Genomic DNA, 25,869 nt, shown 5'->3' with positions numbered 1-25,869 from the left:
AGCCGTCGGAGCCCCCCGGAGCCCCCGCGCAGCAATGACGATCCGCCGCCGTCTCCTGTCCGCCGCCGCGCTGTTTCCCCTCGCCCTCCTGCTCGGGGCCGATGCGCCTCAGCCCCTGGCCACGACGGCCGGGCCCGCCGACGCCGGCACGAGTGGGGCGGGGGATACCACCGCCGCGGCTTCCGCCGTCTCGCTGCAGGTCGCCACGCCTGAGGGCACTCCTGCGTCCGGCGCGGGCGGCGTGGGGAGCGCCACCGCCGGAGCCGCCGCCACCGCACCGGCGGGTACTCCGCACGATGGCCACCCGGCTTCCGGCAAGGGCGGAACGACGGGCGCGAACGTCGAGGCCGCACGGACCCCGTCAGGGGTTGCCTCACCCGATGGCCAGCAGACCTCTGGCATGGGGGGCGCCACCTCTCAGCAGTCCTCCGCCGACGCCGGGACTCCCGAGTCCCATGCCGCCGCCGCCGCGGTGCTGGGTGGCGCTTCACCTGACGGGGGTCTCGCCGCGCTGGCCGCGGAGCCGGGCCTGGTGCCGCCCGCGCCGGTGCCCTCGCGCGAGAAGTCGCCGCCCATCGCGAAGCTCCAGCCGCTGCCTCGCGCCGCGGACCTGCTGGCCCGCGCGAAGCTGGAGGGCGAGCGGCTGGTGGTGAAGGAGAAGGACGGCCGCAAGCAGGTGCTCACCGTCGACCCGGTGCTCCAGGCCTCGCTCACCAACATCATGCGCTCCTACGAAGTGCCGTACGGCGCGGCCGTGGTGCTGGAGCCGTCCACGGGGCGCGTGCTGGCGCTGGCGGAGCACTCGGCGGCGCGGCCGGAGATGCGCGGCCTGCCCGTGCGCGCGGTGTTCCCCGCGGCCAGCATCTTCAAGATCGTCACCGGCAGCGCGCTGCTGGAGGCGGGCGTGACGCCGTCCATGGAGGAGTGCTTCCACGGCGGCAAGCGGCGGCTGTCCGCGAAGCACCTGGAGGACAGCGAGCGCGACGGGGCCTGCTACTCGCTGGCGCTGGCCATGGGCAAGAGCGCCAACGTCATCTTCGCCAAGCTCACGAACAAGCACCTCACCGCGGATGCGCTGCGGCGCATGGCGGCCCGCTTCCGCTTCAACCGCGAGATTCCCTTCTCCGTCCCCACGGACGTGTCGCTCGCCGCCATTCCGGAGGAGTCCTTCGGCCTGGCCAACACCGGCGCGGGCTTCGGCGACGTGTACCTGTCCCCGCTGCACGGCGCCCTGGTGGCCTCGGTGGCCGCCAATGACGGCCGCTGGGTGGACCCCATCCTGGTGGAGCCGGAGGGAGGCCCCATGCTTCCTCCCGAGGGCGAGCCCGTCCTCACACCGGAGGCGGCGAGGGACCTCACCGCCATGCTGGAGGAGACCGTCACCCGGGGCACCGCGCGCGGCGTCTTCCGCGAGCGGGGCTTCCGCGTGGAGGACGCGGTGGGCAAGACGGGCACGCTGGCGGACCGCGAGCCCTTCCGGGACTACTCCTGGTTCGTGGGCTTCGCGCCCAAGGACAACCCGCGCGTGGCCGTGGCCGCCGTCATCGTCAATGACCCGAAGTGGCGCATCCGCGGCACCTGGCTGGGGCGCGAGGCGCTGCGCCTGGGCCTGGAGCGGGTGCCCGCGCCGGTGGAGCTGACCGCCCCCGCGTCGGCGGCGGGCAAGCACTGAGCACGGCTCCGGCTGCTTCGAGCGGGCCTCCACCGGGGGCCGCCAGGGCAGCGGCCTCGGAGCGGGGCGCCTCCGCTCAGCGCATCGCGAGCTTCACCAGGTCCCGGTCCAAGAAGCCCTGGAAGAACTTCAGCGCGTCCAGCTCCTGGAGCGGGGACACCTGGACGATGGCGGCCACGTCGCGCCGGCCGTCGATGCGTGACAGCAGGTAGCGCTCGGGCGCGGAGAGCTGCAGCGTCTTCAGGTGCGCGGGTGCCACCAGCAGCGTGGGCACGCGGGGCGGCTCCGTCAGCTCGCGGCGCAGCTCCACCAGGAGCCGGGACTGGGCCTCCTTCAGCAGCTCCGTCGTCTGGGGGGAGGCGGACATCTCGTGCGCGCGCCGCGCCAGGGCCTCGGCGTCCCGCGCGTTGCCCGCGTCCAGGAAGAGCCGGGCCGCCTGGAGCACCTCGTCCGACGAGGACTCGGAGCCGATGACACCCGTGTCCTTTTCCTCCTCCACCACCACGGCCGTCTCGGGTTCCGGCGCCGCCTCGGACACCTTCACCGCGTCCAGCCGGTAGAGCGCGTACAGCCGCTGGTAGAGGAAGAAGTCCGTGGCGTGCAGCGCCAGGGCGATGCCGTCGATGCTGAGCCCGTCCTTGATGAGCTGGACGATGCGCTCGTCCATGCTGCCGGGCTTGCGCTCGGGCAGCTTGCGCTCGTCCACCGACAGCCGCACCCCTCCGGAGGGGAATACCGCCCGGATGGCCTGCCACGCCGTCTCCCGGAACTCGCCCTCGCGGTGGATGTCCAGCAGGTCCACGCTGACGTCCAGCCCCGCCACCTCGGGGGCCGAGTCCGACGCCTCGAAGACGAACTGGCCCTCGCTCCAGTGGAAGGCGTCCAGGAGCATCTCCCGGAACTTGTGGCTCAGGGTGCTGCGCACGGTGGCCTCGGGCACCAGGCCCGTCGTGACGAGAATCTTCCCCAGGAACACGCGCGTCTTCGCCTGGGTGCCGAAGGCCTTCTCGAGCTGATCCTCCGTCAGGTGCCCCATGTTGATGAGGAACTGACCGAAGAACTCGCGGGGCTGGTTGGAGCTGGCGCTCACCACATGGCCGTCGCGCAGCTCCAGTTGCTTGCGCACGTCCCCACGCTCCACCTTCAGCGCACCGGTGGCCCGCCGGTTCCCGAGGTAGACGACGAGGTCCTTGAGGGGCATCGTCGAGAAGTCACCAGACAAGCCACGCATCGGCCGCCCATCCTGCACCGCATGAGAGTCGATATCTACTCGAAACCCAAGTGCTCGCTCTGCGACAAGGCAGCCGACGTCGTGGAGTCCGTGCGCGCTCGCATCCCCTTCGAGCTGCGGATCATCTCCATCCTGGAGGACCCGGCGCTGTTCTCCCAGTGGCGCTACGACATCCCCGTCGTCGTCATCAACGGCGTGCCCACCTTCAAGCACCATGTGGATGCCGCTGCGCTGGAGGCGCGCCTGCTTGAGGCCCAGGGTGGCACACCCATTGCTAAAACCGCTGCCCAGGATGGGTAGTCCAGTGCCCTTCCCCTGTAAATCCGGGGAGATGAAGAGGCCAGGGGAGGGCGAGGGACTGTAAATCCGGGGGGCGGGCCGGAGGCGCGGTGGAGAAGAAAATTCTGGCGGGGAGGGTGGAGCGGTGGGCGTGAGACGGAAGCGGGTGGGCAAGGCCGGTCAGCCGCCCACCGTGCTCGTGGTCGAGCCACGGGCGGAGGACCTGGAGCGGACCCGGACGCTCCTGGGGGAGGCCGGCTTCCGGGTGGTACCGCTGACGCGCTTCGACGCGGCGATGCCACTGTTCGAGGTCATCCGTCCGGACGCGGTGCTGCTCGCGGCGCAGGGGCCTGATTATTTCGCGGTGCAGGTGGCGCGGCGGTTGCGGCAGGTGAGCCATGGCACCGTCCCGCTGCTGTACGTGGTGGACCCTCAGGACCTGGAGTCCTACCGGTACTGCCTGGAGAAGGGGCAGGGCGTGGACCTGGTGCCGCGCTCGGCCAGCGCGGCGGAGCTGGCGGTGAAGCTGCACGCCCAGTTGAAGCTGAAGGCGGCGGTGCTGCGCGCGGCGGCGGGCGAGGAGTCCGGCACGGCGCTGGCGCTGCATGACGCGGTGACGGGGCTCTACAACCGGCCCTTCCTGCTGGCGCTCATCGGCCAGGAGGTGCGCCGGGCGGAGCGCTACGGCGGGACGTTCTCCCTCGTCGCGGCGGAGGTGGGGGGCTGGGGGGCCTTCCGCAATGAACATGGGCGCGGCATGGCGGAGCGCCTGCTGGTGTACAGCGCGGTGGTGCTGGGGCAGACGGTGCGCGAGGCGGACGCGGTGGCCCGGGTGGGTGACAGCCAGTTCGCGCTGCTGCTGCAGGGCACTCCCGCGGAAGGGGTGCCGGAGGTGCTGGCACGGGTGAGCGCGCGCTTCGAGTCGGCGCGCTTCCAGGTGGAGGGCAGGGTGGTGCGCACGCCGCTGGAGCTGGGGGCGGTGAGCTTCCCGGACGTGGTGGGCACGCCCACGCAACTGCTGGGGGCGGCGCTCCAGGAGCTGAGGCGGACACGCGAGTTTCGTCGCACGGTCGGGGGGATTACCCGGCTGTCGGTGTGAGGATGGCGGGAGGTTCGATGCAGAGGGCGAGCGGAGGCGAGGGGATGGATCGGATCGCGGTGCTGGTGGTGGATGACGAGGAGTCGGTGCGCACGTTCCTGTCCGAGCTGCTCGGCAGTGCGGGCTACCAGGTGCGCTGTGCCGCGAGCGGCGCCCAGGCGCTGGAGATGCTGTCGGGGGGCTCCTTCGACGCGGTGCTGCTGGACGTGGTGATGCCGGAGATGAGCGGGCTGGAGGTGCTGCGCCGCTACCGGAGCGCGGGTGGCAACGTGCCGGTCATCGTGCTCAGCGCGCTGGCGGGCGCGGACGACGCGGTGCGGGCGATGAAGATGGGCGCCAGCGACTACCTGTCCAAGCCCTTCGGCAACGACGAGCTGCAGGACGTGCTGGCGCGCGCCCTGGGGACGCGGGCCCCGGAGCGTCAGGCCGTGGCGCCTCCGCCTCGCGCCGTGGCCCCCCCGGTGGACCCCATGGCGGACGCGCGGGTGCTCATCTCCACGTCCCCGGCCATGCGCCGGGCCCGGGCGCTGGTGGAGCGCATCGCCGACACGGACGTGCCGGTGCTGCTGCTGGGGGAGTCCGGTACGGGCAAGGAGGTCATCGCCCGCGAAATCCACGCGCGCAGCCAGCGCCGGGGCAAGCCGTTCATCAAGGTGAACTGCGCGGCGCTGCCGGGCGAGCTGCTGGAGAGCGAGCTGTTCGGCCACGAGCGCGGCGCCTTCACCGGTGCCACGGCGGAGAAGCCCGGCAAGTTCGAGCTGGCGGACCAGGGCACCATCTTCCTGGACGAGATTGGCGAGATGGCCATCCGGCTCCAGGCCAAGCTGCTCCAGGTGCTCCAGGACGAGGAGTTCTTCCGCGTCGGCGGCAAGAAGAGCGTGCGCGTGGACAGCCGGGTGGTGGTGGCCACCAACCGGGACCTCGAGAAGGAGATTGCGCTCGGCAACTTCCGCGAGGACCTCTACTACCGCCTCAACGTGGTGGCCATCCGCCTGCCGCCGCTGCGCGAGCGCCGCGAGGACGTGGTGCCGCTGACGGACCACTTCCTGAAGAAGTACGGCCGCCACTACATCAGCGGCGTGTCGGAGCTGCCGAAGGAGGTGCTCCAGGCCTTCGCGGACTACGACTGGCCCGGCAACGTGCGCGAGCTGGAGAACATGGTGCGCCGGCTGTGTGTGTTGAAGGACGCGACGCTGGTGCTCGATGAGCTCAGCGCCGCCGGCCGCGCCCCCGCGAGCGCGCCGTCGCTGCCCACCGCCTACGGCGGCGATGACGGCACCTACGGCCGCGTGCCGGAGGAGCCGGTGCGGGCTCCGCCGTCCTCGTCCGTGCAGGTCCTGGAGCTGCCGGCGCGCGCGGCGGCCACCGGGGCCTCGGCCGCGCCCGCTCCCGCTCCGGCCGTGCCGGAGCCGGTGAACTCCGTCATCCCGACGCCGCGCTACGCCAACCCGTTCGACGTGCCGCAGCCGCCGCCGCCTCCCGCTCCGGCGGGGGAGCCGTCGCTGAAGGACATCGGCAAGCGGGCGGCGATGCTGGCCGAGCGCGAGGCCATCCTCGCCATGCTCCAGCGCACCGCGTGGAACAAGCGCCGCGCGGCCACCAAGCTGCGCATCAGCTACAAGGCGCTGCTGTACAAGATCAAGGAGTGCGGAATCATCGACCCTCGCGCCAGCGCGGAGCTGTAATCCGCCTGCTCCCGCACCTTGCTTTCCCCCCCGCGGTCCCGCTATCGCGGGGGGCATGACACCTCCTCTCGTCCTCCTGGGCTCCGGGTACACGCTCACGCGGCTCGCCGTGGCGGAGGCCCGGGCGGGCCGCGACGTGCTGGCGGCCACGAGAGATTCCGCGCGCCGGCGGGAGCTGGAGCGCGCGGGGGCCCGCGTCACCTCGCTGGAGGACGCGCTGACCCGGACGGCCGGGGCTCACTGTGTCGTCTCCGTGCCACCGGACGCGGGGCTGGACGCGAGCATCGCCCAGGCGCTCGCGCGGCAGCCTCCGTCGCGCCTCGTCTACCTGTCCTCCACCGGCGTGTACGGCGCGGCGCGCGGGCACGTGGACGAGGACACGCCGGTGGAGCCGTCCTCTCCCACGGCGCTCGGCCGCATCGAGGCGGAGTCGCGCTACCTGCCGCTGGGCGCGGTGGTGCTGCGCATCGCCGGCATCTACGGCCCGGAGCGGAGCACGCTCTCACGCCTGCAGGCGGGGGCCGTCCGGCTCCCGGAGGGCGGGGGAGGGCGCATCTCCCGCATCCACGTGGACGATCTGGTGGAGGCCATCCGCGTGGTGCTCCAGCGGGGCGAGCCCGGGGCCATCTACTGCGTGGCCGATGACCGGCCCGCGTCCCAGGGGGAGACCGTCTCCTGGCTGTGCCAGCGCCTCGGCCTGCCGCTGCCGCCCAAGGTGCCCCTGGAGAGCCTCCACGAGTCCCTGCGGGGAGATCGCGCGGTGTCCAACGCGCGCCTGAAGGCCCTGGGGTGGCGGCCTCGCCATCCGGACTACGTCTCCGGATTCACCGCGCTGCTGGAGGCCGAGGGACGGGGCGGAGGACCCGCGCCCCTCACCCTCCGGAGGCTCCGGCCGGACGATGCGGAGACGTTCTGGGCGCTCCGGCTGCGCGGGCTCCGGGAGCAACCGGAGTCCTTCGGCGCTTCGTTCGAGGAGGACCAGGCCCTTCCGATGGAGACCGTGCGCGCGCGGCTCGGGGGCGGCTCCCAGGTCGTCCTCGGGGCCTTCGCTGGGGAGCGTCTGGTGGGCGTCGCGGGCCTGCGGCGGGAGGAGCGGCGGAAGCTGGCGCACAAGGCCCTGGTGTGGGGGATGTACGTGATGCCGGAGTTCCGCTCGCGCGGCATCGGCCGGCGGCTGCTGACCGCCCTCATCGAGGAGGGCCGGAAGATGGAGGGCGTCGAGCGGCTCCTGCTGGTGGTGGTGGCGGGCAACGCGTCGGCCCAGGCCCTCTACCGCGGGCTGGGGTTCCGGACGTACGGCGTGGAGCCGGCCGCGCTGAAGATTGGCGGGGCCTACATCGACGAAGAGCTGATGTGCCTGCCCCTGTGATCCACGTCCCGGTCCAGACGCACAGTGTCTCACCCCGGCCCCTTCCCCCGGAAGGGAGGCCCCGGCGCAATCGTCACGAGCGCGTGGCGTCCCCGGGTGACAGTTTCCACGGGCGCCGGTGTTCGATGGGTGGCGCGCCGCGCCGCGCTGGAGGCTCCTTGAGCATGGCCCTGAGCACCCCTGACTGGTTGCTGGAGCGAGTCGCCCTGGGCGAGCTGCCCTCGGACGTGCTGGCCGACGCTCGCGCGCGGCTGGAGCGCGAGCCGGATGGGGCCGCCCGCCTGGCCCGGCTGGAGGAGGACTCTCGCCGCACCCTGGAGCGCCACCCGCCCGCCGCCGTCGCCGCCGAGGTGGAGCGACGCCGCGCCAGCCTCGCCCGCATGGAGGCGGCCCGGAGGCCCGCGCTCGATGGGCGGAGGGACGTGTCGCTCGGTGTCCCGGTGGCCGCCTCGCTCGTGCTGTTCTTCCTGTCCGCCGGGCATTACCTGGCCGCGCCCACCTTGCCGTCATCCCCGCTCGCGTGGGCGGACACCGAGCGCATCAAGGGCACCCCGATGCTGCGCGTGCACCGGCAGGGCACGGGCGAGAGCGAGCCGGAGCTGCTCGCCGACCGTGCGCGGGCCCGGCGCGGGGACGTGCTGCAGCTCAGCTACGTGTCCGGCGGACGCCCCTATGGGGTGGTGGTATCGGTGGACGGGCGCGGCGCCGTGACGCTGCACCACCCGGCGACCGTCACCGGGTCCACGGCGCTGACCTCCGGCGAGCCCGTGTCACTCGCCCACGCCTACGAGCTGGACGACGCGCCCGGCTTCGAGCGCTTCGTCTTCGTCACCTCCAGGCAGCCCCTGGACGTGGCGCTCGTGATAGAGGCGGCGCGCGTGCTCGCCCGCCAGCCCTCCGAGGCACGCCTCCGGCCGCTCCCGCTGCCGGATACCCTGGCCCAGACTTCCTTCACGTTGGAGAAGGTGCCGTGATGACGCGGTCGCTCCTGTTCTCGCTCCTACTCCTTCCCGCGCTGGCGTCGTCCGCGCCCGCCGCCGCGCCGGCGGCTTCGACCCGGCCGGTGCGCCGCTTCGCGCTGCTGGTGGGCGTCAACGACGGTGGCCCCGGCCGCGCGAAGCTGCGCTACGCCGTCACCGACGCGCGCTCCTTCGGGGAGGTGCTGGAGGAGCTCGGCGGCGTGCAGCCCCAGGACCGGCTGATGCTGATGGAGGGCGGCCGCTCGGAGTTCGAGGCCGCGCTGACGCGCTTCAAGGGGATGATTTCCGCGGCGAAGGCCTCCGGCGGGCGCACCGAGGCCCTCATCTACTACTCGGGCCACTCGGATGAAGAGGGCCTGCTGCTGCAGAAGGACAGGTTCGGCTACCGCGAGCTGCGGCAGGCGCTGGAGTCGCTGCCGGCGGACGTTCGCATCGCCATCCTCGACTCGTGCGCGTCCGGCACGCTGGCGCGGCAGAAGGGCGGGGTGCGGCGGCCGGCCTTCCTGGTGGACGCGTCCACCGCCGTGCGCGGGCACGCCATCCTCACCTCCTCGTCCGAGGACGAGGTGTCCCAGGAGTCCGACCGCATCGGTGGCTCGTTCTTCACCCACAACCTGGTGTCCGGCCTCCGCGGCGCGGCGGATGCCACCGGCGACGGCCGGGTGACGCTCCACGAGGCGTACCAGTTCGCCTTCCACGAGACGCTGGCGCGCACGGAGCAGACACGGGCCGGCGCGCAGCACCCCGCCTATGACATCGAGCTGGCCGGCACCGGCGAGCTGGTGATGACGGACCTGCGCTCCACCGCGGCGGTGCTGGTGCTGGGGGAGATGGTCGACGGGCGCCTCTACGTGCGCGACGCGCCGGGGCGGCTGGTGGTGGAGCTGAAGAAGTTCGCGGGGCGCGCCACCGAGCTGGGCCTCCAGCCGGGACGCTACACGGTGATGCGCGAGGCGCACGGCGAGGCCTCGCAGGCGGAGCTGGTGCTGGACCAGGGCGGGCGCGCGGTGCTGAGCGAGTCCGCCTTCCGCCCGGTCAGCCTGGAGCTGACGGCCATGCGCGGCGGGGGCACGGTGGCGTCTTCCATGGACGTGTCCCCGAACAAGTACCGCCCCATCAACGTGGCCCTGCTCCCATCGGTGCAGACCAACGACCTCTTCGGCGGGCCGGTGGACAACACCTTCTCCTTCGCCCTGGGGGCCAGCCGCATGGCGCGGCTGAACGGCGCGGCGGTGGCGCTGGGCGCGAACTGGGCCACGGACTCGGTGAGGGGTGTCCAGATGGCCATCGGCGGCAACGTGGCGCGCGCGGACGTGACGGGCGTGCAGGTCGCCGTGGGAGGGAACTGGGCCGGCGACAGGGTGGGGGGCGTGCAGGCCTCGGTGGGCGTCAACGTGGCGCGCCAGGGCGGCCTGATGGGGCAGCTTTCCGTGGGCGGCAACCTGTCCTCCACCTCCATGGAGGGCACGCAGCTCGCGGTGGGCTCCAACTGGACGGCGGGAGACTTCGAAGGCGTTCAGGGCGCGGTGGGCCTCAACATGGTCCAGGGGCACATGTCCGGCGTCCAGATGTCGGTGGGCCTGAACTGGGCGGACGCGGCCCGGGGCGCGCAGCTCTCGCTCCTCAACGTGGGCGGCGACGTGTCGGGCATGCAGCTCGGGATCATCAACGTGGCGGGGAAGATGAAGGGCCTTCAGCTCGGCCTCGTCAACGTCGCGACGGAGATGGAGTCCGGCCTCCCGGTGGGCCTGCTGAGCATCGTGGGCAACGGCCAGTTCCACGTGGAGGTGTACGGCAGTGACACCAACCTCGCCAACGCCGCCATCAAGGTGGGCAGCCGCCACTTCTACACCACGTTCGTGGCGGGCATGGGCGCCTACGGTGACACGCGAGGGCCGAGCCACTGGACGCTGGGCCTGGGCATCGGCGCGCACCTCCCCTTGTCCGAGCGCATCTTCCTCGACGTGGACGCGGTGACGAGCGGCGTCTATGCGTGGGATGCGAGCTTCACGAGCGACCGCATCCTGAATCAGCTCCGGGTGATGGGGGGGATTCAGCTCGCGAAGCGCTTCGCCTTCATCGGCGGGCCCTCGTTCAACCTCCTGTACTCGGTGGAGGGCGAGCCCATCACCGCGCTCAGCAGCCTTTCCCGCCAGGGGCCCCGGAAGTTCATCATGTGGCCGGGCGTGCAGGCGGGCATCCGGATGTGACGGCCCGGCTCCCCAGCGCCGGGAGCGGGGTTTGAATGGTTCCCATCAGCGGGACGTAACGCGCCCGGAGGGACGGCTTTTCACGTCCCGCTGGCGGTGACAGGCTTGCTCCCGGCCGTCGCGCGCGGCCCGAGCAACCCGTTCCCGAGGGCACGATGTCAAAGTTGCTGTTCGCGGCATTCAACGAGGGCGTCAAGCTCTCCATGTCCGGCATGCACGAGGCCGCGATCCTCGCGTTCGACAAGGTCCTCGCCGTGGACCCGAAGCACGTCCCGGCGCTCACCGCCAAGGGCTCGTCCCTGGCGGAGCTGGGCCGCACGGAGGAGGCGCTCCGCTGCTTCGAGCGCGCCATCGAGGTGGACCCCACCGCCGCCGACCCGCACCGTGACGCCGCCTTCTGCCAGTTGGAGCAGGGAGAGCCCGAGGCCGCCGCGCAGCTCATGCAGCGTGCCGTGCAGCTCAACCCCGACCCGGGCTATCGCGAGGCCGCCGCCGTGGAGGTCTACAACGTGGGCAACGCGCTGCTGACGCGCGGCTCCCGCCGGCCGGACAAGGCCCGCTACCGTCAGGCCCGGTACACCTTCGAGCTGGCCCTGGAGCTGTCGCCCGCATACGTGGAGGCCGCCAAGGCGCTGGCGGACGTCTGGGAGCGCCTGGGGGACACGGCCCAGCGCGACCACTACGTGCAGCTCGCCAGCCGGCTCCGTCCCGCCGCAATCTGAGCAGGCGGCGGGGCAGGGGCCCGGGCGGTCCGATGCCCGAGTCGGCGCTCCTCGAGGGCGGCCCGACAGTCGAGCCTCACGGCGCGGGGCTCACACTGGACGCGCCGGGTGTCTCCAGGGTGTTGCATCCTACGCGACCGCATCCGCTATGGTTCACGGTCAGCACGACAACGCCGCGAGGGAGAACCGAAGATGATCGTCATGCTCGAGCCGGACTCGCCTGAGTCCGTGGTGTCCACCGTCCTCCAGGTCGCCTCCCAGTACAAGGGAGTGACCCCCCGGAAGCACGTCATGGAGGGTGCCGAGTACACGGTCACCGAGGTCTACCTGCTCGGCAACACCGCGCAGATTCCCATCGAGCCCTTCGAGCAGATTCCCGGCGTGCGCCAGGTGGTGCGCGTGTCGCAGAAGTACCGGGTCATCGGCCGCCACAAGGGCCAGCGTGCTTCCTCCGGCTTCGACTACAACGGCGTCACCTTCGACGAGAAGTCCGTGCAGGTCTTCGCGGGCCTGTGCGCGGTGGACAACCGGGAGAACGTGGACACGATGATGGCCGCGCTCGCGAAGTGCGGCATCAAGACGACCCGCATGGGCGCGTACAAGCCGCGCACCAACCCGTACGAGTTCCAGGGCCTGGGCTCCGCGTGCCTCCCCTGGGTGTTCGAGTCCGCGGGCAAGCACGGCATCAAGGTCATCGCGATGGAGGTGACGCACCCGCGTCACATCGACGAGATTCGCGACGCGCTGGAGCGCTCGGGCAACGCCACGGGCGTCATGCTGCAGGTGGGCACGCGCAACGCGCAGAACTTCGAGCTGCTCAAGAGCATCGGCCAGCAGCGCAACTTCCCCGTCCTCTTCAAGCGGGGCATGGGCATCACCCTGGAGGAGTCCCTCAACGCGTGTGAGTACGTGGCGAGCGAGGGCAACCCCAAGATTGTCTTCTGCCTCCGCGGCGTGAAGACGCACCTGGGCGACCCGCACCGCAACATGGTGGACTTCGCCCACGTGCCGGTGGTGCGCCGGCTGACGCGCATGCCGGTGTGCGTGGACCCGTCGCACGCCGTCGGCCAGGCCGCGGCGCCGCCGGACGGGCTGCCGGACATCTTCCACGCCATCGGTCAGGGCCTCATCGCCGGCGCGTCCATGGTGCTGGTGGACTTCCACCCGCACCCCGAGGCCGCCCTGTGCGACGGCCCGCAGGCCCTGCGGATGGAGCAGCTCCCCGCGCTCCAGAACTACGTGCGCATCGTCCGGGAGGCGTACGTCGCCGCCGTGAAGAGCGGCGACGGCACCCAGTCTCCGTCCGCGTCCTGAGCCGGGACGTCACGCCACGCCGTAGCTGCCGAGCACCCGCAGGGTGATGCAGGCGCCCTGGGCGGCGTCCACCGCCTCGCGCACCCGCGGGTCCTCCAGCGCGCCGTCCACGTCCATGCACCACACGTACTCCCACGCGCGGCGCTGCGGCCGGGACTCCAGCCGCGTCACGTTGAGCCCGCGCGAGGAGAAGGCGCTCAGCACCCGGTAGAGCGCGCCGGGTGCGTTCTCCACCGTGAAGGCCAGCGCCGTCTTCCGCCGGGTCCACGCGCGCTCCGGTGCCCTTCCCAGGATGACGAAGCGCGTGTGGTTGTCCGGTGAGTCCTCCACGCCGGCGTCCAGCACCGCCAGCCCGTACAGGTCCGCGGCCATCCGGCTCGCGATGGCGGCGGTGCGCGGCGGCGCCTCCTCGGCCACCCGCCTCGCGGCGATGGCGGTGTTCGCCTCCGGTACCGGGGTGATGCCGCGCCGCCGGAGGTAGCCCGCGCACTGCGCCAGCGCCTGGGGGTGGGACATGGCGCGCTCGATGCCGTCCAGCGTCCGGCCCGGCGGAGCCAGCAGGCAGTGGCGGATGCGCAGGGACAGCTCGCCGGTGATGGGCAGGTCGTGCTCCAGCAGCAGGTCCACGTTCTCCGCCACGGGGCCGCCCAGCGTGCTCTCCACCGGCACCACGCCGCCATCCACACGGCCCTCCGCCACGGACTCGAAGACGGCGCGGAACGTGAGCAGGGGCAGCGACTCCACCTGGGGGCCGAACAGCGTGCGCACGGCCTCCTCGCCGTAGGCGCCGTGCTCTCCCTGGAAGGCGATGCGGCGCCGCGTCTCAGCCATGGGGGCCCTCCGCGCGCGCGTACGTGCCCAGCACTCGCAGGAACGAGGTCAGCGGCCGGATGTCGTCCAGGGCCGCCATCAGCGGCGCGGAGGCGGCATGGCCTTCCACGTCCAGGTAGAAGCGGTACTGCCACGGCTGGCCGGGGATGGGCCGCGACTCCAGCTTGCTCAGGTTGACGCCGCGCAGGGTGAGCCGCTGCAGCATCTCCCCCAGCGTCCCTGGCTTGTGCTCCAGCACCACCAGGAGCGACGTCTTGCAAGGCACGCCCGGCGCCAGCGGCGTGGCCTCGCGGCCCACCTCCACGAAGCGCGTGTAGTCCGACGCGGGCTGCAAATCCCTGGCGAGCACCTCCAGCCCGAAGCGCTGCGCCGCCGTCTCGCTGGCGATGGCCGCCACCGCCGGGTCATTGCGCTCGCGCACCTTCTGCGCCGCGCCGCCGGTGTCCACGTCCGGCACCTGCCGCGCCCAGGGCACGTGCGCGCGCAGGTAGGACTCGCACTGGGCCAGGGCCTGCGGGTGGGAAATCACCTCGCGCAGCCCCTCCAGCTTCGCGCCGGGCAGCCCCAGCAGCCGGTGGTCCACCTGGCTCACCAGCTCCGCGGTGATGACCACGCCGCCCTCGGCGAGCAGGTCATAGGTCTCGTTCATGCTGCCGGCGGTGGTGTTCTCGATGGGCAGCAGCACCAGGTCCTGCTCGCCGCGGCGCAGGGCCTCCACCGCCTCGCGCGCCAGGTCGAAGCCGGTGAGCAGCACGCCGCCGGGCCGGTTGGCGTAGCGCTGGCGCGCGGCCAGGTGGCTGTACGAGCCCTCGACACCGGGGTAGCCCACCCGCAGCGGCGTGGTGTCCTGCCGCGTGACGAGCGCCTGCTGCCGCGCGACGGACATGTCGATGAACAGCCGCCAGACGCGCTCCACCTCGTGCGGATCCATCCCGTGCTCGGCGGCGCGGGTGCGGATGCGGCGCAGCAGCAGGTCCTCGCGGCGCTGGTCGCGGAAGGGCGCCGCCGCGGCCAGCTTCGCGCGCGCCACGTCGTCCGCCAGGTCCATGCGGCGGCGGAGCGCGTCGAGAATCTCCTCGTCGATCTTCTCGATGGCGACGCGAATCGCTTCCAGGTCGGGGAGGGTCGTCATCGGGGAGACTCGAGGCTGCTCCACATGAAGTAGTGGAGGCCGATACCGGGAAGCTCGAAGGGGTCTCCCTTCTGGGAGAAGCCGAGCGAGCGGTAGAAGCCCGACGCGGTGGAGCGGGCGTTGCACCACACCTGGGTACCGCCCTGCTGCTTCGCGTATTCCAGGCAGGACCGGAGGAGGGTGGCGCCATAGCCGTAGCCCTGGAGGGCCTTGTCCACGGCCATGCCCCTGAGGCGCCAGGCGGTGGTGGTCCTCAGCGAGTCCGGGGGCGGCTCCCGGTAGAGGGAGGCCACCCCGATGAGGCGGCTCTCCCGGTACAGGCCCAGGTGGAGGGTGTCCGAGTCATCGTCCCCGGGGTAGACGGCCATCTCGGGGGGCTGGTTGGGGCGGAGCACTGCGTGGCGGAGATGGCGGGTCTCCACGGCGCGTATCCGGCGAATTTCAGGGGCACTCACGGATTCGAGTATGCCGGTTTCCCTGCCCGTGCGTCCTCATTCGCGTGGAAGTCGATGGGAGGTCGTTTCGCCGTGAAGGGCACCGCCATCCTGGAAGAGCCTCGGAGCCAGCCGCGAGCCCCGGCCGCGCCGGGCTTCGACGCGCTCCTGGAGGCGGAGCAGGGCGGGCTGCTGCGGCTGGCCCGGAGGCTGGTCTGGGATGGGGAAGAGGCGAGAGACCTGGTGCAGGCCACCCTCGCGGACGCCTACGAGAAGCGCCACACGCTGAGAGACCTGAAAGCCGGGCCTTCATGGCTGCGGAGCATCCTGGTGTCCCGCGCCATGGGGCACCTGCGCCGGCGCCGGGTGTGGAACGTGGTGCGCGAGGCCCTGGACCTGGGGCCCGCCCCGTCGCGCTCACCCGAGGAGCACTTCGCCGGGGCCGAGCGGTGGCACGCCTTCGGCCGCGCGCTGCGGACGCTCCCCGCGCAGCAGGCCACCGCCTTCACCCTCCGCTACCTGGAGGGCCTGGACCTGGATGCCATCGCCGAGGCCATGCGCATCGGCCGGGGCACCGTCCGCATCCACCTCTATCGCGCACTCAAGAAGCTGAAGGCCGCGGACGCACTGGAAGGAGACACACCATGAGATGTCACGACGCGGCCGCCGCCCTCGTGGACGCGAGCCAGCCCCGGTCTCCGGAGGTGGAGGCCCATCTGGCGGGCTGCGAGGACTGCCGGACCCTGGCCACCCTGCACGCGTCCGCCTCCGCGCTGCGCCTGCCGTCACCGCCCGCCCTGGCCCCCGTCTCCCGCGAGGCCGTACTGGGCGAGGTGCGCCGCCGCGTCGTCCGCCGCCGTGCCTCCGCCGGCGCCGTGGCGGCCCTGGGGCTGGCCGCGCTGGTGCTCTGGCTCCGGCCCGTGGCGCCGGGGCGGGTGGCGCCGGTCGAGGATTTCGAGACGGAGGGAGCGCCCCGGCCCGAGCTGGGGCTGTCGGCCGGGCCCTCCGGGGACGCGCTTCCGGAGTCCCCGGAGGACGACACCGCCCTGGCCGCGCGCGCCGGGCGGGGCTCCCTGTTGGATTTGATGGGCGAGGTGCGCGGCCTCACGCGCCGCGACCTGGTGGTCCACGACGAGACGTACCGGCCCTTCGGCACGCTCGCCGTCTGGGTGCGCCCTCCCGATTCCCGCGCGCTGGAAACGCCGCCGTTCCGAACGGCGGTGATGGCTCTCTATCCTCAGGAGTGAACCGATGAAGACACGCGTTTGGAAGCTGTCGAGCACCCTCGTGGCCGCGCTGCTGCTGGCGGCCCCCACCCTGGCCCGGGCCCAGGCGGCCGATGATGACGTCATCATCGAGAACGTGCACGGGGATGCCCTTCACGGGCCGGTGCTCCCGGGCGGACCGATGGTGATGCGCCTGGGGGCGATGCCCGCGCCCTCCAACGGAATCCCGCCGCACGTGGCGGAGAAGCTGGGCATTCCGCGCGACGTGGCGAAGCGGGTGCAGGACCTCACCTTCGAGTCCAATGAGGCCCTCATCCCCATCGAGGCGGACCTCAAGCGGGCGCAGCTCCGGCTGGAGCGGCTCCTGAGCGCGCCCACGCCGGACGAGCGCGCCATCCTCCAGCAGGTGGAAGAGGTGGGCCGCGCGGAGACGGCGGTGCGCCGAAACCGCGTGGGGCTGATGGTGCAGATCAAGAAGCTGCTGGGACCGGACCTCTGGCAGAAGCTGGAGGCGGAGATGGGGGCCGTGCGCATCGAGAAGCGCATCCAGATTCACAAGGGCCTGCCCGGAACCCCGGGTGAGCCGGCGCGCCCTGGCGCCCCGGCTCCGGCGCCGCGCAAGCCGTAGCGCTTCGGACGGACACGGGCCCGTTGCCCCGGAAGGCCGCGGCTACTTCGGCAGCGCGGTCTTCCCCATCTTCAGGATGAGCTTGAAGTGCTCGGTGGTGACGGGCACCACGCTGATGCGGTTCCGGGTGAGGATCTGGCAGTCCTTCAGCTCGGGCGTGGCCTTGATGGTGGCCAGCTCCACCGGCTGCTTCAGGGCGACGACGGGGCCCACGTCCACGGAGGCCCAGTCCTCGCCGGGCGCGGTGGGGTCCGGGCCCGCGGCGGTGAGCACCTTCGCCACGGCCACCACGGCCTTGCCCTCGTTGGAGTGGTAGTAGAGGCACAGGTCGCCGGGCTTCATGGCCCGGAGGTTGTTGCGCGCCTCGTAGTTGCGCACGCCGGTCCAGTCCGTCTTCCCGTCCTTCTCGAGCTGGGAGTACGCGTAGACCGAGGGCTCGCTCTTGATGAGCCAGTACTGGGGTTTCGCCATGGCGGCGCACCATAAAGCAGGGCCGGGCGCCGTGGGCCAGTGGTGATTGTCCGGGCTCACGAAGCGCGGGAGACGGGCGGGGCCGGAAGGTATCGGGTCCCGCTGCCGAGCCGCGTCTCCAGCACCTGCTCCAGGAAGCGCACCTGCGCCTGCTCCTCCAGCCGCGAGAGCAGCGTCAGCTCGCGGCCCGACGCGTCCAGGGCATTCAGGTCCCATCCCCGGCCGTGCCACGCGAACAGCGGCCTCCGGGCGTTCTCCCTGCCGTGGAGCTGCTTCAGCGAGTGCCTGGGCAGGTCCTGGTTGCCGGGCCAGGGCAGGGGCCCATGGCGGATGACGAGCCGGTCGGAGCGCACGTCGACGGTGGTGGTGTTGAGGAACCCCGTGAGCGCGCAGTACGTGAGCCCCACGCCGCCGGCCAGGAGCACGCACAGGAAGGCCAGCGCGCCGGGCTCTGGTGGGTACTTCGCGGACAGCCCCTTGACGAGGAGGAGGGTGCTGAAGACGTCCAGCGCGAGGCCCCATGCGCCCACGAAGACGTACTCCATGCGGAACCAGCTCCAGGAGATGCGCGTGCGCTCCCCGGTCTCCTCGACGTCGAAGCCTCCCGGTACGGGGAGCTCCGGTGGGGGCTCGCGCGAGGCCCGGGTTGGCACGGCGCCCTCGCGCTCCTCCAGGTCGAAGACGGCATCACACGCATGGCACTTCGCCAGCTTCAGCGCCAGGCTCACGTCATTCGCGTGGTAGGGCGCGGCGCAGGCTTCGCAGCGCAGTGGCATGTGGGAACCCCCCGAGGCTCTCGACGGTGCGGAGTCTAGGGCGGCCCCGCCGCCATCCCCAAATTCACGGGGAGTCCATGTGTCCTCAGGTGACGTGGGTCTTCAGGAAGACGCGCAGCGCCTCGGCCACGCTCCACGCCTGGGCGATGCAGCCCCGGGGCCGGTACGGCTCGGTGGCGTCGAAAATCTCACTGATCTGCCCGACGCCCGAGTGCAGCAGGTGGTCCTCCAGCCCGTGCAGCAGCGCGCGCGCCGCCTTGAGGTCCGGGTTCACCTTCAGCGTCGCGTCCACGTAGTGGCCGATGAGCCAGCCCCACACCGTGCCCTGGTGATACGCCGCGTCTCGCGCGCGCAGGTCGCCGTCGTAGTTCGCCTTGTAGTCCGGGTGCCCCGCCGCCAGGCTGCGCAGGCCCACCGGCGTCACCAGCTCGCGCCGCACCAGTTCCAGTACGGGCTCCCAGCGGTCGCGGTGCAGCACCGGGTGCTTCAGCGATATCGCGAACACCTGATTGGGCCGGATGGCCGCGTCCTCCTTCCCGTTCTCCCCATCCACCACGTCGAAGAGGCACTGGAGCTTCTCGTTCCAGAAGCGCCGGTTGAAGCTGCCGTAGGCCTTCTCCGCCGCCGCCAGGTACGGCTTCGCGTCGTGGCCGAGCTGCTCCGCCCAGGTGGCCATCAGCCGCAGGGCGTTGAACCACAGGGCGTTGATTTCCACCGCCTTGCCGCGCCGCGGTGTCACCACCCAGCCGTCCACCTTCGCGTCCATCCAGGTGAGCTGGTAGCCCTCCGCGCCCTGCCGCAGCAGGCCGTCCGCCGGGTCCACGCCGATGTTGAAGCGCGTGCCCTTCATGTGGTGCTCGATGATGGAGCGCAGCGTGGGGAAGATGTCCCGCAGCAGCTCGGTGTCCTTCGTGCAATCCAGGTACCGGTCCACCGCGTGGAAGAACCACATCGTCGCGTCGGCCGTGTGGTAGACGCCCTCGTTCTCGCCGTCCGGGAAGTAGTTGGGGATGAGGCCGTCCCACACGTAGTGCTGGAAGGTGCGGAGGATGGCGACCGCCTCCCGGTATCGCCCGGTGCACAGCGTCAGGCCGTCCAGCGAAATCATCGTGTCCCGGCCCCAGTCGGTGAACCAGTGGTAGCCGGCGATGACGCTGCGCGCGTCCAGGCCCATGGAGCGCGCCCAGGCGTCATCCGCGGGACGCGGCGGGTCGATGATGAACTGGTCCGCCGCCAGCACCAGCCGCGCGGGCACACCGGTGCGCGCCTCCTCGGGCGCACGGGACAGGAGCCGCCGCTCGCGCGCCAGCTCCAGCGCGAAGACCTCGGCCGGGTCGCGCTCCAGGCTCGTCCAGGCTTCCGTGGTGATGCCCAGCGCGAGCAGCTCGCCGGGCCGCAGGGTGCACTCGAAGTAGCCGGGAGAGTGCTGCACCTCCGTGTGCTCGTACCCGCGGGACTTCTCCACGCGGTAGAGCTGCACCGGCGAGGTCTGCGCCAGGCCCACGAACGGCGCGGGGCAGCCCGCGTACATCCGCATGCGCATGGGCGGAGCCTCGTCCTCGCTTCGCATCTCCAGCTGGGAACCCTTGAGGACGACGGTGGGCTGGCTCTGGTGGGAGGGGATGGGCCGGTCGTGCGGCCGATCCACGGGGAAGGGACGCAGCCGCAGGGCGACCTCCGGCCCGGATACGTGCTCCCAGGCGATGAAGACGGTGTTCTCCCCGTGCACCATCACCAGCTTGCGCCGCAGCCGCGCCGGGCCGGCCTGGTACTCCCAGACGGGCACGAGGCCGTCCAGGTGGAAGCTTCGCAGGTGGCGCGCCCCGTCCTCGTGCGTGGCGCCGTCCGAGCACTCCTCGGAGCCGAGCCGGTACGACTGTCCGTCCACGTGGGCGTGCTCCACCAGGCGCGCGAGCAGCACGGTGCGGCCGCGCTTCTCCATGCTGGGGATGAAGAGGCCGTGGTAGCGGCGCGTGTTGCAGCCCACCAGCGTGCCGGACGCGTAGCCGCCGCGGCCGTTGGTGACGAGCCACTCGTGGGAGACGTCCTTGGCGAAGTGGGCGCCATCGGGCCACTCGAAGGCGATGCGGGGCAGGGCAGGGGAGGAATCAACCGGGGTCACGCCTACTTCTCCTCGGTGCTCGTCAGCACCAGCGCTGTCTGTCCGGGAACGTGCAGCCGCCCGTCCTCGGGTAGCGGCGGGGTTCCCATGCCACCGTAGCGGGCATGCTCGCTGGACAGAAGGAGGCGCCAGTTTCTTCCCGCCGGAGGGGCCACCAGCGGCTCCGGACACGGGTCGAAGTCCAGCGCCGTGCCCAGGTTGAGCAGGAGCAGCCGGTCTCCCTCCTGCTCGCTCCCGAAGTACCGCAGCAGCAGCGCCGCCGGGCCCAGCACCGCCCCGTCGAGGCGCGAGCGGTCCTGCGCGGCGAACACCGGGTCCTCCCGCCGCAGCCGCAGCAGGTCCTGGTGCAGCGCCACCGCCCCCGCGTTCCGGACTCGCTCGCTCCAGTCCAGCTTGGAGCGCTGGAAGGCCTCGTCGCCGATGGGCATCTGGAAGCCCTCGGCCTCCACCGCGTGCCAGGCGCCGTCGAACTGGGACAGGAACGCGTCACGGCCCTGCTTCACCAGCACTTGCAGCTCGGGCTTATGGTCGACGAAGTAGAGGAAGGGCGAGGACGCGAAGAACTCCTGGCCCATGAAGAGCATGGGCGTCTGCGGCAGCAGCAGGAAGAAGGTGGTGAGGGCGCGCATCCGCGGCTGGCCCGCCAGCAGGTGCAGCCGCTCGCCGCGCAGCGTGTTGGCGAGCTGGTCGTGGTTCTGCAGGTAGAAGATGACGCGCTCGGCCGGGGTGCGCAGGAGGGGCGAGCCGCGGCGCTTCTTCTGCCAGCCGTAGTACTGGCCCTGGTAGAGCGAGTTGCGCAGCGCGCACGACAGCAGCTCCTGCGCGGTGCCGCGGTAGTCCATGAGGTACGCCTCGGGGCGTCCCACCATCGCCACGCGCGCCGTGTGGTGGAAGTCATCCACCCAGACGCCGTCCGCGCCATGGCCTCCGGCCCCGGGCGGTGTGACGAGCTTCACGTCCTGCGGCTCGTTCTCCGCGATGAGGAGGACGTCGCGTCCTCCCGCGGCGGCGCGGGCGCGCTCGATCAGCTCTCCGACGATGTTGCGGGGAGACGCGTCGTAGAGGCTCTGGGTGGCGTCCAGCCGCAGGCCGTCGAAGTGATACTCGGCAATCCAGTAACAGGCGTTCTGGACGAAGAAGTCGCGCGAGGGGCCGGCGGCGTCGCCGTCGTCGAAGTTGGTGGGGTCGCCCCACTCGTTGGGGTACTTCGGGTTGAAGTACCCGGGGGAGAACCGCGCGAGGTAGTTCCCGTCCGGACCGAGGTGGTTGTAGACGACGTCCAGGATGATGCCGAGCCCCAGCCGGTGGGCCTCGTCCACGAGGCGCCGCAGGTCGTCCGGGTCTCCATAGACGGCGCAGGGCGCGAAGAGCGTCACGCCGTCGTAGCCCCAGTTGTAGCGGCCGGGGAAGGTGTTCAGGGGCATCAGCTCCACGGTGGTGACGCCCAGCTCCTTCAGGAGCGGCAGCTTCGCGGCGGCACCGGCGTAGGTGCCCTCGGGCGAGAAGGTGCCCACGTGCAGCTCGTAGAGGACCTGTCCCTTCGCGGTGACGCCGCGCCAGCCGTTGTCCTTCCAGGTGTAGCGGTGCGGGTCCACGACCTGTGAGGGGCCGTGCGGTCCTTCCGGCTGGAAGCGCGAGCACGGGTCCGGGAAGCAGTCCCCTCCGTCCAGCCGGTACTTGTAGCGGGCGCCGACGGGGACGGGGTGCGTGCCTTCGAAATAGCCATGCTCCGTGGGCCGGAGCGGCAGGTGGCGCGCGAAGCCGTCGTCATACAGGCATACGTCCACGGTGCGCCGTCGCGGGGCCCAGACCCGGAAGCGCGTGCGCCCGTCTCCAAGTAGCTGCGCACCGAGGGTGAGCTGGAAGGGAGTGGGCCGCATGTGTGTCGACGTTGTGCATCTGCGCGGAGGGGGGAAAGGCCCAGCGGTCCAGGCCTGCCCCGCTCATGCGTGCACCAGGCAGGGGGCCGGGAGAGGGGTTATCTTTCAAGGGCATGCCCCCTAGCCTGGGGGCAGGGGCGCTGAAGTACGGAAACCTCGGGCTTGCTGCGGTGCCGACACGTGAGGACGGCACCGCCAAGCCAGGCATCAGTGCACCGCGAGCCGTGCCTCGTGGGCGACGCGGCGTTCCTTCCCCTCGACAGTGATGACGCGGAGAGTGTATTCGCCGGGCTTCAGGCCCACCGCCGCGCGCACCGTGGAGCGGCAGCGGCAGCGGCAGGCTTCGCCAGAGAGTGTCTCGGTGAGAGTCACGACGGCGCCCTCCAAGGTTGAGTCCACGTCCGCTTTGGTGCAGCAGTTGTGATCAAGCTCATGGGCTACGAGTACGCCGTTTCCCAGCGGCTCCACACGCACGGCCGGGCTGGAGCCGTTGCGGGGGGCCTCGGCTGCTGCGGGAAATCGCGAGGCCACCTCCTCGGGAGCGCCCGTCAGTGACAAGCACCCGTCTAGCGTCACTCGCGCACGCCCTGCCTCCGAGGGAGGCACGAGGATGCGTTGGAGCGCCGACGCGGGCCTTGACGGTCCTCCCTCCGAGACACGCTCAGGGTTGGGCAGCCCCGCTACCTCAGCTCCCAGCGCCGTCGCGGGGGACGAGACGGGCGCTGATTGCGCGGTGGGCTCGGCGGACACCTCGGGCTTTTGGCGGTTGCCGCAGCCGAAGGCCAGCAACACGAGCACGAGCATGCGGAGGGGCTTCATGGCTGCACCCCGACGTTGTACGCCGTGTCACCCTCTCCGGTGTAGTCGGCGACGCTCAGGATGCCGAAGAGGCTGGTCCCACTTGGCAGCCTTTCGAAGGTGAGTCCGATCGCCAGCGTCGCGTCGAACTCAGCGCCCCCGCTGGCGAAGGAACTGCCGGCGGTGGAGAACACTTGAACCAGGGGGATGAGGCGAGCTCCATCCACTGGAGACAGTTGACCGAACCCACCCTCCGACTCCACATAGAAGATGTCCTGCATCACGCTGCCCGAGCCGTTGATGAGGATCATGCGCAGCGCATATTGCGCGGAGGCACCCGCCGCTTCCCGGTATGCGAAGGGAATGATGACGGAGAGATGGCCGTCATCCGTGGGGACGAGGCTGAGATAGCCGTATCCTCGCTGCGCACCCTGCGTCAGTACCAGCGCGGTGGTGTTCCACGAGCCTTCCACGTAGGGGGCCGTGCCACTGTTGACCAGTGCCGGTCGATCTCCAAGCGCCACGAGCCTGCCGTCCGACAGCGCGATGCCGTAATACAGCTCCGAGCGGGTGATGAACTCCGCCGACCCGCTCGTCAGGTAGCCCCGTAGCACCATGCCCTCCTGGCCTTGCTGGAGGGTCGCCGTTTCGGACAAGAACGTGGGATGCGTGCCTTGAGCGCCCTCGTAGTAGCGCGCGAGGAACCCGCGCCATGCGGCCACCTCGGAGAGCGCGGCATAGCTGCTGTTGTAATAGTGCGGGAGTGCAGGGAAGTAGATGGATAGCCCTGTCGCGCGCTGGGTCGCGCCACCATTGCTTCGGGCTACCACCGCCTTGAGGAGGGCGGCTTTGATTGTATCACGCGTCGGAGCCAGGGTGGGAACCTGCGCGGCGAGCTGATCCGCCAGGTCGCCTAGATCCACCATGTGCGTGGACTGCGAAGGGTCCGGAGAGGCTCCGAATGACAGGGTCGCATGCAGCGCGCGACCGAAGGATGTTGCCAGCGCCGGGTTGCCCGGCGTGTATGCGTCCGCGAGCCGCCCCACCGCGCCCACCAGGTCATTCAGCGCATACAAATCCGTAAGTGACAGGGTGACCTTCGAGGACGTCCGCTGCTCCACCGCCTGTGCCAGGAAACCCTGGATGATGCGCTGGCCAAGCACATGGGGTGAGGCGCGCGGGTCATCCTTGAGCACCTGGAGCGAGCGCCAATCCCAGCCATGACCGGGCTCCAGTTCCTCGGAGGCCAGCAGGTACTCGCCGTAGGGCCGCATGGCCAGTGCCACCTCGTAGGTGGCCATGAGGCATGCGTCGTATCCAATGAGCGCGAACTGCCCAAGGCCCGCTGCCTTCATTCCCGAGTCGATGCCTGCCTTCAGCTCGGCAATGCTGAGCAGGTCGTGGCCCGGAGTGGAGTTGTCTCCGCCGAACCCCGGCCACGCCCCTCCATGGTCCCAGAAGACGAGCGCGTAGCGGTCGGCGGGATAGCTCCTCACACCCCAGGCGATGAAGTCCGAGAGCGTCTGCTGGACGCCCATGTTCACCTCGCCCAGATCCGACAGGGCCTCGACTCCACCGGGGACCACCCGCAGCCGTTTGGTGGTCGTGAAGTCTGGCAGCGAGCCGATGCTGCTACTGCTGTATCCCACCGCGCGGTCGATCTGCGCCACGATAGTGAGGCTCCGGCCGGAGCCCACCTGCATCATTTCCTCCAGGTCCTGCAACGCGAAGGGCTCGAGATCGTTGTCAGCCACCATGTAGACGAGCACCGTCCAGCTCTCACCCGAAGCCGGGTGCTCGCGAGGTGGAGGGTTCGTGCCCGCATCCGTGCCCGGAATCGTCCCCGCGTCGGTGGAAGGTGGCTGATGGCTGCCCCGCGATTCTTCTTCCGTATCACCACACGCCGCCAGTGCGCAGACCGCGAGCGCGGCCGCGACGTGCCTCAATTCCTTCCAAGACATTCGGGTTCCCCTCCGTGCTCCCGCGCGTCCGGAAGATCCCGGTCGCTCGCGAGAGGCTACAGAGCAGATAGCAAGGAGTCCTCGGTCTGTTCGATACCAACGTAGTGGTATGGATTTCGCCAGTGAGTCACTGGAGCCCCATTCTACAGTGGGGCGAGGGCGCATGGCGATGGCGTTGGCGAGAGTGGTAGCCTCCGCCAGCACCTGAATGCGGCGCTCTCTGGAGGCAGGGATGCACTGGCGGACGGTCAGTGGCTGTGTGCTCTTGCTTGGAGCGGTGACGGGCTGCCCGCACACCCTCTCCAAGGAGGGATTTACCAACCGGGCGATACGCGCGGACATGCGCGACCGGGTCGTTCAGGAATGCCCCAAATGGGTCTTTGACGATTTCTGTGTGGGTGGTCGCCACGAGACCCAGAAGTGCATTGAGCGATGTGCCGCGGCAATCAAGGCCCACGAAGAAGAGGATGAATGAGAACGCGTGAGGTGGCAGGCATCATCGCGGCTTTGTTGTTGCCCCTGCCCCTGGTGCTGCTGGTGCTCGGCCTCAAGTTGCCGGAGCGCTGGGAGCCAGACACGCGGAACACGCGCGTCAGTCCTGTCCTGGGCTCTCAGGACAGGATGCGGCTGGATTCGTACCAGCGTAAATGTCAGAGCAGTATGCAGTGCGAGTCTCCACTGGGGTGTCTGGAGGACATCCGCACCAGGACCGTGTACTGCACGGACAGTCAATGCGCGGCGGATGAGCAGTGCCCGGAAGGACAGGTGTGCCGCGGCGTGCCGACCCTGGGTGGCGGGCCGCTGGTGCGGCTCTGCACCCTGGTGGGCGCGCGGCAGGAGGGACAGAGATGCTGGATGGTGCCGCCCGACGAGGAGTCCGCGTGCGGCGCGGGGCTGTTGTGTGGAGGGGAAGGCTGGTGCGCGAGGCCCTGTCGGAGACAGGAGTCCACCGCATGCCCGGCGGGCTTCTTCTGTGCGGACGTGACGCCGGAGCCGGTCTGCCTCCCCACCTGCCAGGGACGGTCCTGCCCGGAGGGCGAGCAGTGCGT

At 71.0% G+C, this 25,869-nt stretch carries 23 protein-coding genes; 13 read left to right on the top strand and 10 right to left on the bottom strand.

The window, feature by feature from the left end:
• Window positions 1-34: 34 nt before the first annotated feature.
• Window positions 35-1,672: a penicillin-binding transpeptidase domain-containing protein gene (locus K8638_RS08070; RefSeq protein WP_223753851.1), complete on the top strand. Its 1,638-nt coding sequence runs from the start codon at window positions 35-37 to the stop codon at window positions 1,670-1,672.
• Between the two features lie 76 nt (window positions 1,673-1,748).
• Here the strand turns inward: K8638_RS08070 and K8638_RS08065 are convergent, their stop codons facing one another.
• A complete protein-coding gene (locus K8638_RS08065) occupies window positions 1,749-2,903 on the bottom strand; it encodes a DUF4388 domain-containing protein (protein ID WP_223753850.1) in 1,155 nt (384 codons plus the stop codon).
• A gap of 21 nt (window positions 2,904-2,924) precedes the next feature.
• On the opposite strand from K8638_RS08065, the gene K8638_RS08060 reads away from it, so the two are divergent.
• The 8 genes from K8638_RS08060 to K8638_RS08025 all read left to right on the top strand — a co-directional run bounded on the left by K8638_RS08060 (window position 2,925) and on the right by K8638_RS08025 (window position 12,561).
• Window positions 2,925-3,203, top strand: a complete 279-nt coding sequence (locus tag K8638_RS08060; protein ID WP_223753849.1) for a glutaredoxin family protein — start codon at window positions 2,925-2,927, stop codon at window positions 3,201-3,203.
• A gap of 124 nt (window positions 3,204-3,327) precedes the next feature.
• Window positions 3,328-4,281 (top strand): diguanylate cyclase domain-containing protein, encoded by a 954-nt coding sequence (locus K8638_RS08055; RefSeq protein WP_223753848.1) that lies wholly within the window; start codon window positions 3,328-3,330, stop codon window positions 4,279-4,281.
• Window positions 4,282-4,325: 44 nt separating this feature from the next.
• Entirely contained in the window at window positions 4,326-5,966 is a 1,641-nt protein-coding gene (locus K8638_RS08050) for a sigma-54 dependent transcriptional regulator (protein WP_223753847.1), read from the top strand.
• Between the two features lie 55 nt (window positions 5,967-6,021).
• Window positions 6,022-7,335, top strand: a complete 1,314-nt coding sequence (locus K8638_RS08045) for a GNAT family N-acetyltransferase (RefSeq protein ID WP_223753846.1) — start codon at window positions 6,022-6,024, stop codon at window positions 7,333-7,335.
• A 164-nt stretch (window positions 7,336-7,499) separates the two neighbouring features.
• Window positions 7,500-8,309 carry an ActD protein gene (locus K8638_RS08040; RefSeq protein ID WP_223753845.1) on the top strand — a complete coding sequence of 270 codons (810 nt, stop codon included), beginning with the start codon at window positions 7,500-7,502 and terminating at the stop codon, window positions 8,307-8,309.
• Window positions 8,309-10,525 (top strand): caspase family protein, encoded by a 2,217-nt coding sequence (locus K8638_RS08035; RefSeq protein WP_223753844.1) that lies wholly within the window; start codon window positions 8,309-8,311, stop codon window positions 10,523-10,525. The genes K8638_RS08040 and K8638_RS08035 overlap by 1 nt, the downstream gene beginning before the upstream one ends.
• 155 nt (window positions 10,526-10,680) lie before the next feature.
• Complete coding sequence (locus K8638_RS08030) at window positions 10,681-11,247, top strand: tetratricopeptide repeat protein (protein ID WP_223753843.1); 567 nt, start codon at window positions 10,681-10,683, stop codon at window positions 11,245-11,247.
• A gap of 192 nt (window positions 11,248-11,439) precedes the next feature.
• Window positions 11,440-12,561: a 3-deoxy-7-phosphoheptulonate synthase gene (locus K8638_RS08025; protein WP_223753842.1), complete on the top strand. Its 1,122-nt coding sequence runs from the start codon at window positions 11,440-11,442 to the stop codon at window positions 12,559-12,561.
• A gap of 9 nt (window positions 12,562-12,570) precedes the next feature.
• Here the strand turns inward: K8638_RS08025 and pheA are convergent, their stop codons facing one another.
• The 3 genes from pheA to K8638_RS08010 are packed head-to-tail and all read right to left on the bottom strand — an operon-like array spanning window position 12,571 to window position 14,946.
• The gene (gene pheA / locus K8638_RS08020) at window positions 12,571-13,392 is read right to left on the bottom strand and encodes a prephenate dehydratase (RefSeq protein ID WP_223753841.1); all 822 of its coding nucleotides are present in this window, start codon (window positions 13,390-13,392) and stop codon (window positions 12,571-12,573) included.
• Entirely contained in the window at window positions 13,385-14,524 is a 1,140-nt protein-coding gene (locus K8638_RS08015) for a bifunctional chorismate mutase/prephenate dehydratase (protein WP_223753840.1), read from the bottom strand. The genes pheA and K8638_RS08015 overlap by 8 nt, the downstream gene beginning before the upstream one ends.
• Window positions 14,521-14,946, bottom strand: coding sequence for a GNAT family N-acetyltransferase (locus K8638_RS08010; protein WP_223753839.1), 426 nt, complete (start codon window positions 14,944-14,946; stop codon window positions 14,521-14,523). Before K8638_RS08010 ends, K8638_RS08015 begins: the two co-directional genes overlap by 4 nt.
• Window positions 14,947-15,033: 87 nt before the next feature.
• On the opposite strand from K8638_RS08010, the gene K8638_RS08005 reads away from it, so the two are divergent.
• The 3 genes from K8638_RS08005 to K8638_RS07995 are packed head-to-tail and all read left to right on the top strand — an operon-like array spanning window position 15,034 to window position 16,812.
• Complete coding sequence (locus K8638_RS08005; protein ID WP_223753838.1) at window positions 15,034-15,606, top strand: RNA polymerase sigma factor; 573 nt, start codon at window positions 15,034-15,036, stop codon at window positions 15,604-15,606.
• Complete coding sequence (locus tag K8638_RS08000; protein ID WP_223753837.1) at window positions 15,603-16,205, top strand: hypothetical protein; 603 nt, start codon at window positions 15,603-15,605, stop codon at window positions 16,203-16,205. The genes K8638_RS08005 and K8638_RS08000 overlap by 4 nt, the downstream gene beginning before the upstream one ends.
• Before the next feature lie 4 nt (window positions 16,206-16,209).
• Window positions 16,210-16,812 (top strand): periplasmic heavy metal sensor, encoded by a 603-nt coding sequence (locus K8638_RS07995; protein WP_223753836.1) that lies wholly within the window; start codon window positions 16,210-16,212, stop codon window positions 16,810-16,812.
• A gap of 42 nt (window positions 16,813-16,854) precedes the next feature.
• On the opposite strand, the gene K8638_RS07990 is transcribed toward K8638_RS07995, so the two are convergent.
• From K8638_RS07990 to K8638_RS07965, 6 genes are all read right to left on the bottom strand, one after another.
• The gene (locus K8638_RS07990) at window positions 16,855-17,283 is read right to left on the bottom strand and encodes an EVE domain-containing protein (protein WP_223753835.1); all 429 of its coding nucleotides are present in this window, start codon (window positions 17,281-17,283) and stop codon (window positions 16,855-16,857) included.
• Between the two features lie 56 nt (window positions 17,284-17,339).
• Window positions 17,340-18,059 carry a hypothetical protein gene (locus K8638_RS07985; RefSeq protein WP_223753834.1) on the bottom strand — a complete coding sequence of 240 codons (720 nt, stop codon included), beginning with the start codon at window positions 18,057-18,059 and terminating at the stop codon, window positions 17,340-17,342.
• An 85-nt stretch (window positions 18,060-18,144) separates the two neighbouring features.
• On the bottom strand, window positions 18,145-20,181 hold the full coding sequence (locus K8638_RS07980; protein ID WP_223753833.1) for an amylo-alpha-1,6-glucosidase: 2,037 nt from the start codon (window positions 20,179-20,181) through the stop codon (window positions 18,145-18,147).
• 2 nt (window positions 20,182-20,183) lie between these two features.
• Window positions 20,184-22,061, bottom strand: a complete 1,878-nt coding sequence (gene treZ, locus K8638_RS07975) for a malto-oligosyltrehalose trehalohydrolase (protein ID WP_223753832.1) — start codon at window positions 22,059-22,061, stop codon at window positions 20,184-20,186.
• A gap of 207 nt (window positions 22,062-22,268) precedes the next feature.
• On the bottom strand, window positions 22,269-22,433 hold the full coding sequence (locus tag K8638_RS07970) for a hypothetical protein (RefSeq protein ID WP_223753831.1): 165 nt from the start codon (window positions 22,431-22,433) through the stop codon (window positions 22,269-22,271).
• A 443-nt stretch (window positions 22,434-22,876) separates the two neighbouring features.
• A complete protein-coding gene (locus K8638_RS07965) occupies window positions 22,877-24,820 on the bottom strand; it encodes a clostripain-related cysteine peptidase (RefSeq protein WP_223753830.1) in 1,944 nt (647 codons plus the stop codon).
• A 232-nt stretch (window positions 24,821-25,052) separates the two neighbouring features.
• On the opposite strand from K8638_RS07965, the gene K8638_RS07960 reads away from it, so the two are divergent.
• Window positions 25,053-25,295 carry a hypothetical protein gene (locus tag K8638_RS07960; RefSeq protein WP_223753829.1) on the top strand — a complete coding sequence of 81 codons (243 nt, stop codon included), beginning with the start codon at window positions 25,053-25,055 and terminating at the stop codon, window positions 25,293-25,295.
• The last annotated feature ends 574 nt before the right edge of the window (window positions 25,296-25,869 follow it).

This window comes from Myxococcus sp. RHSTA-1-4 (assembly GCF_020037125.1).
GTDB lineage: Bacteria > Myxococcota > Myxococcia > Myxococcales > Myxococcaceae > Myxococcus.
Note: the sequence above shows the minus strand (reverse complement) of the source record. Positions and strands in the feature narration are given on the sequence as shown.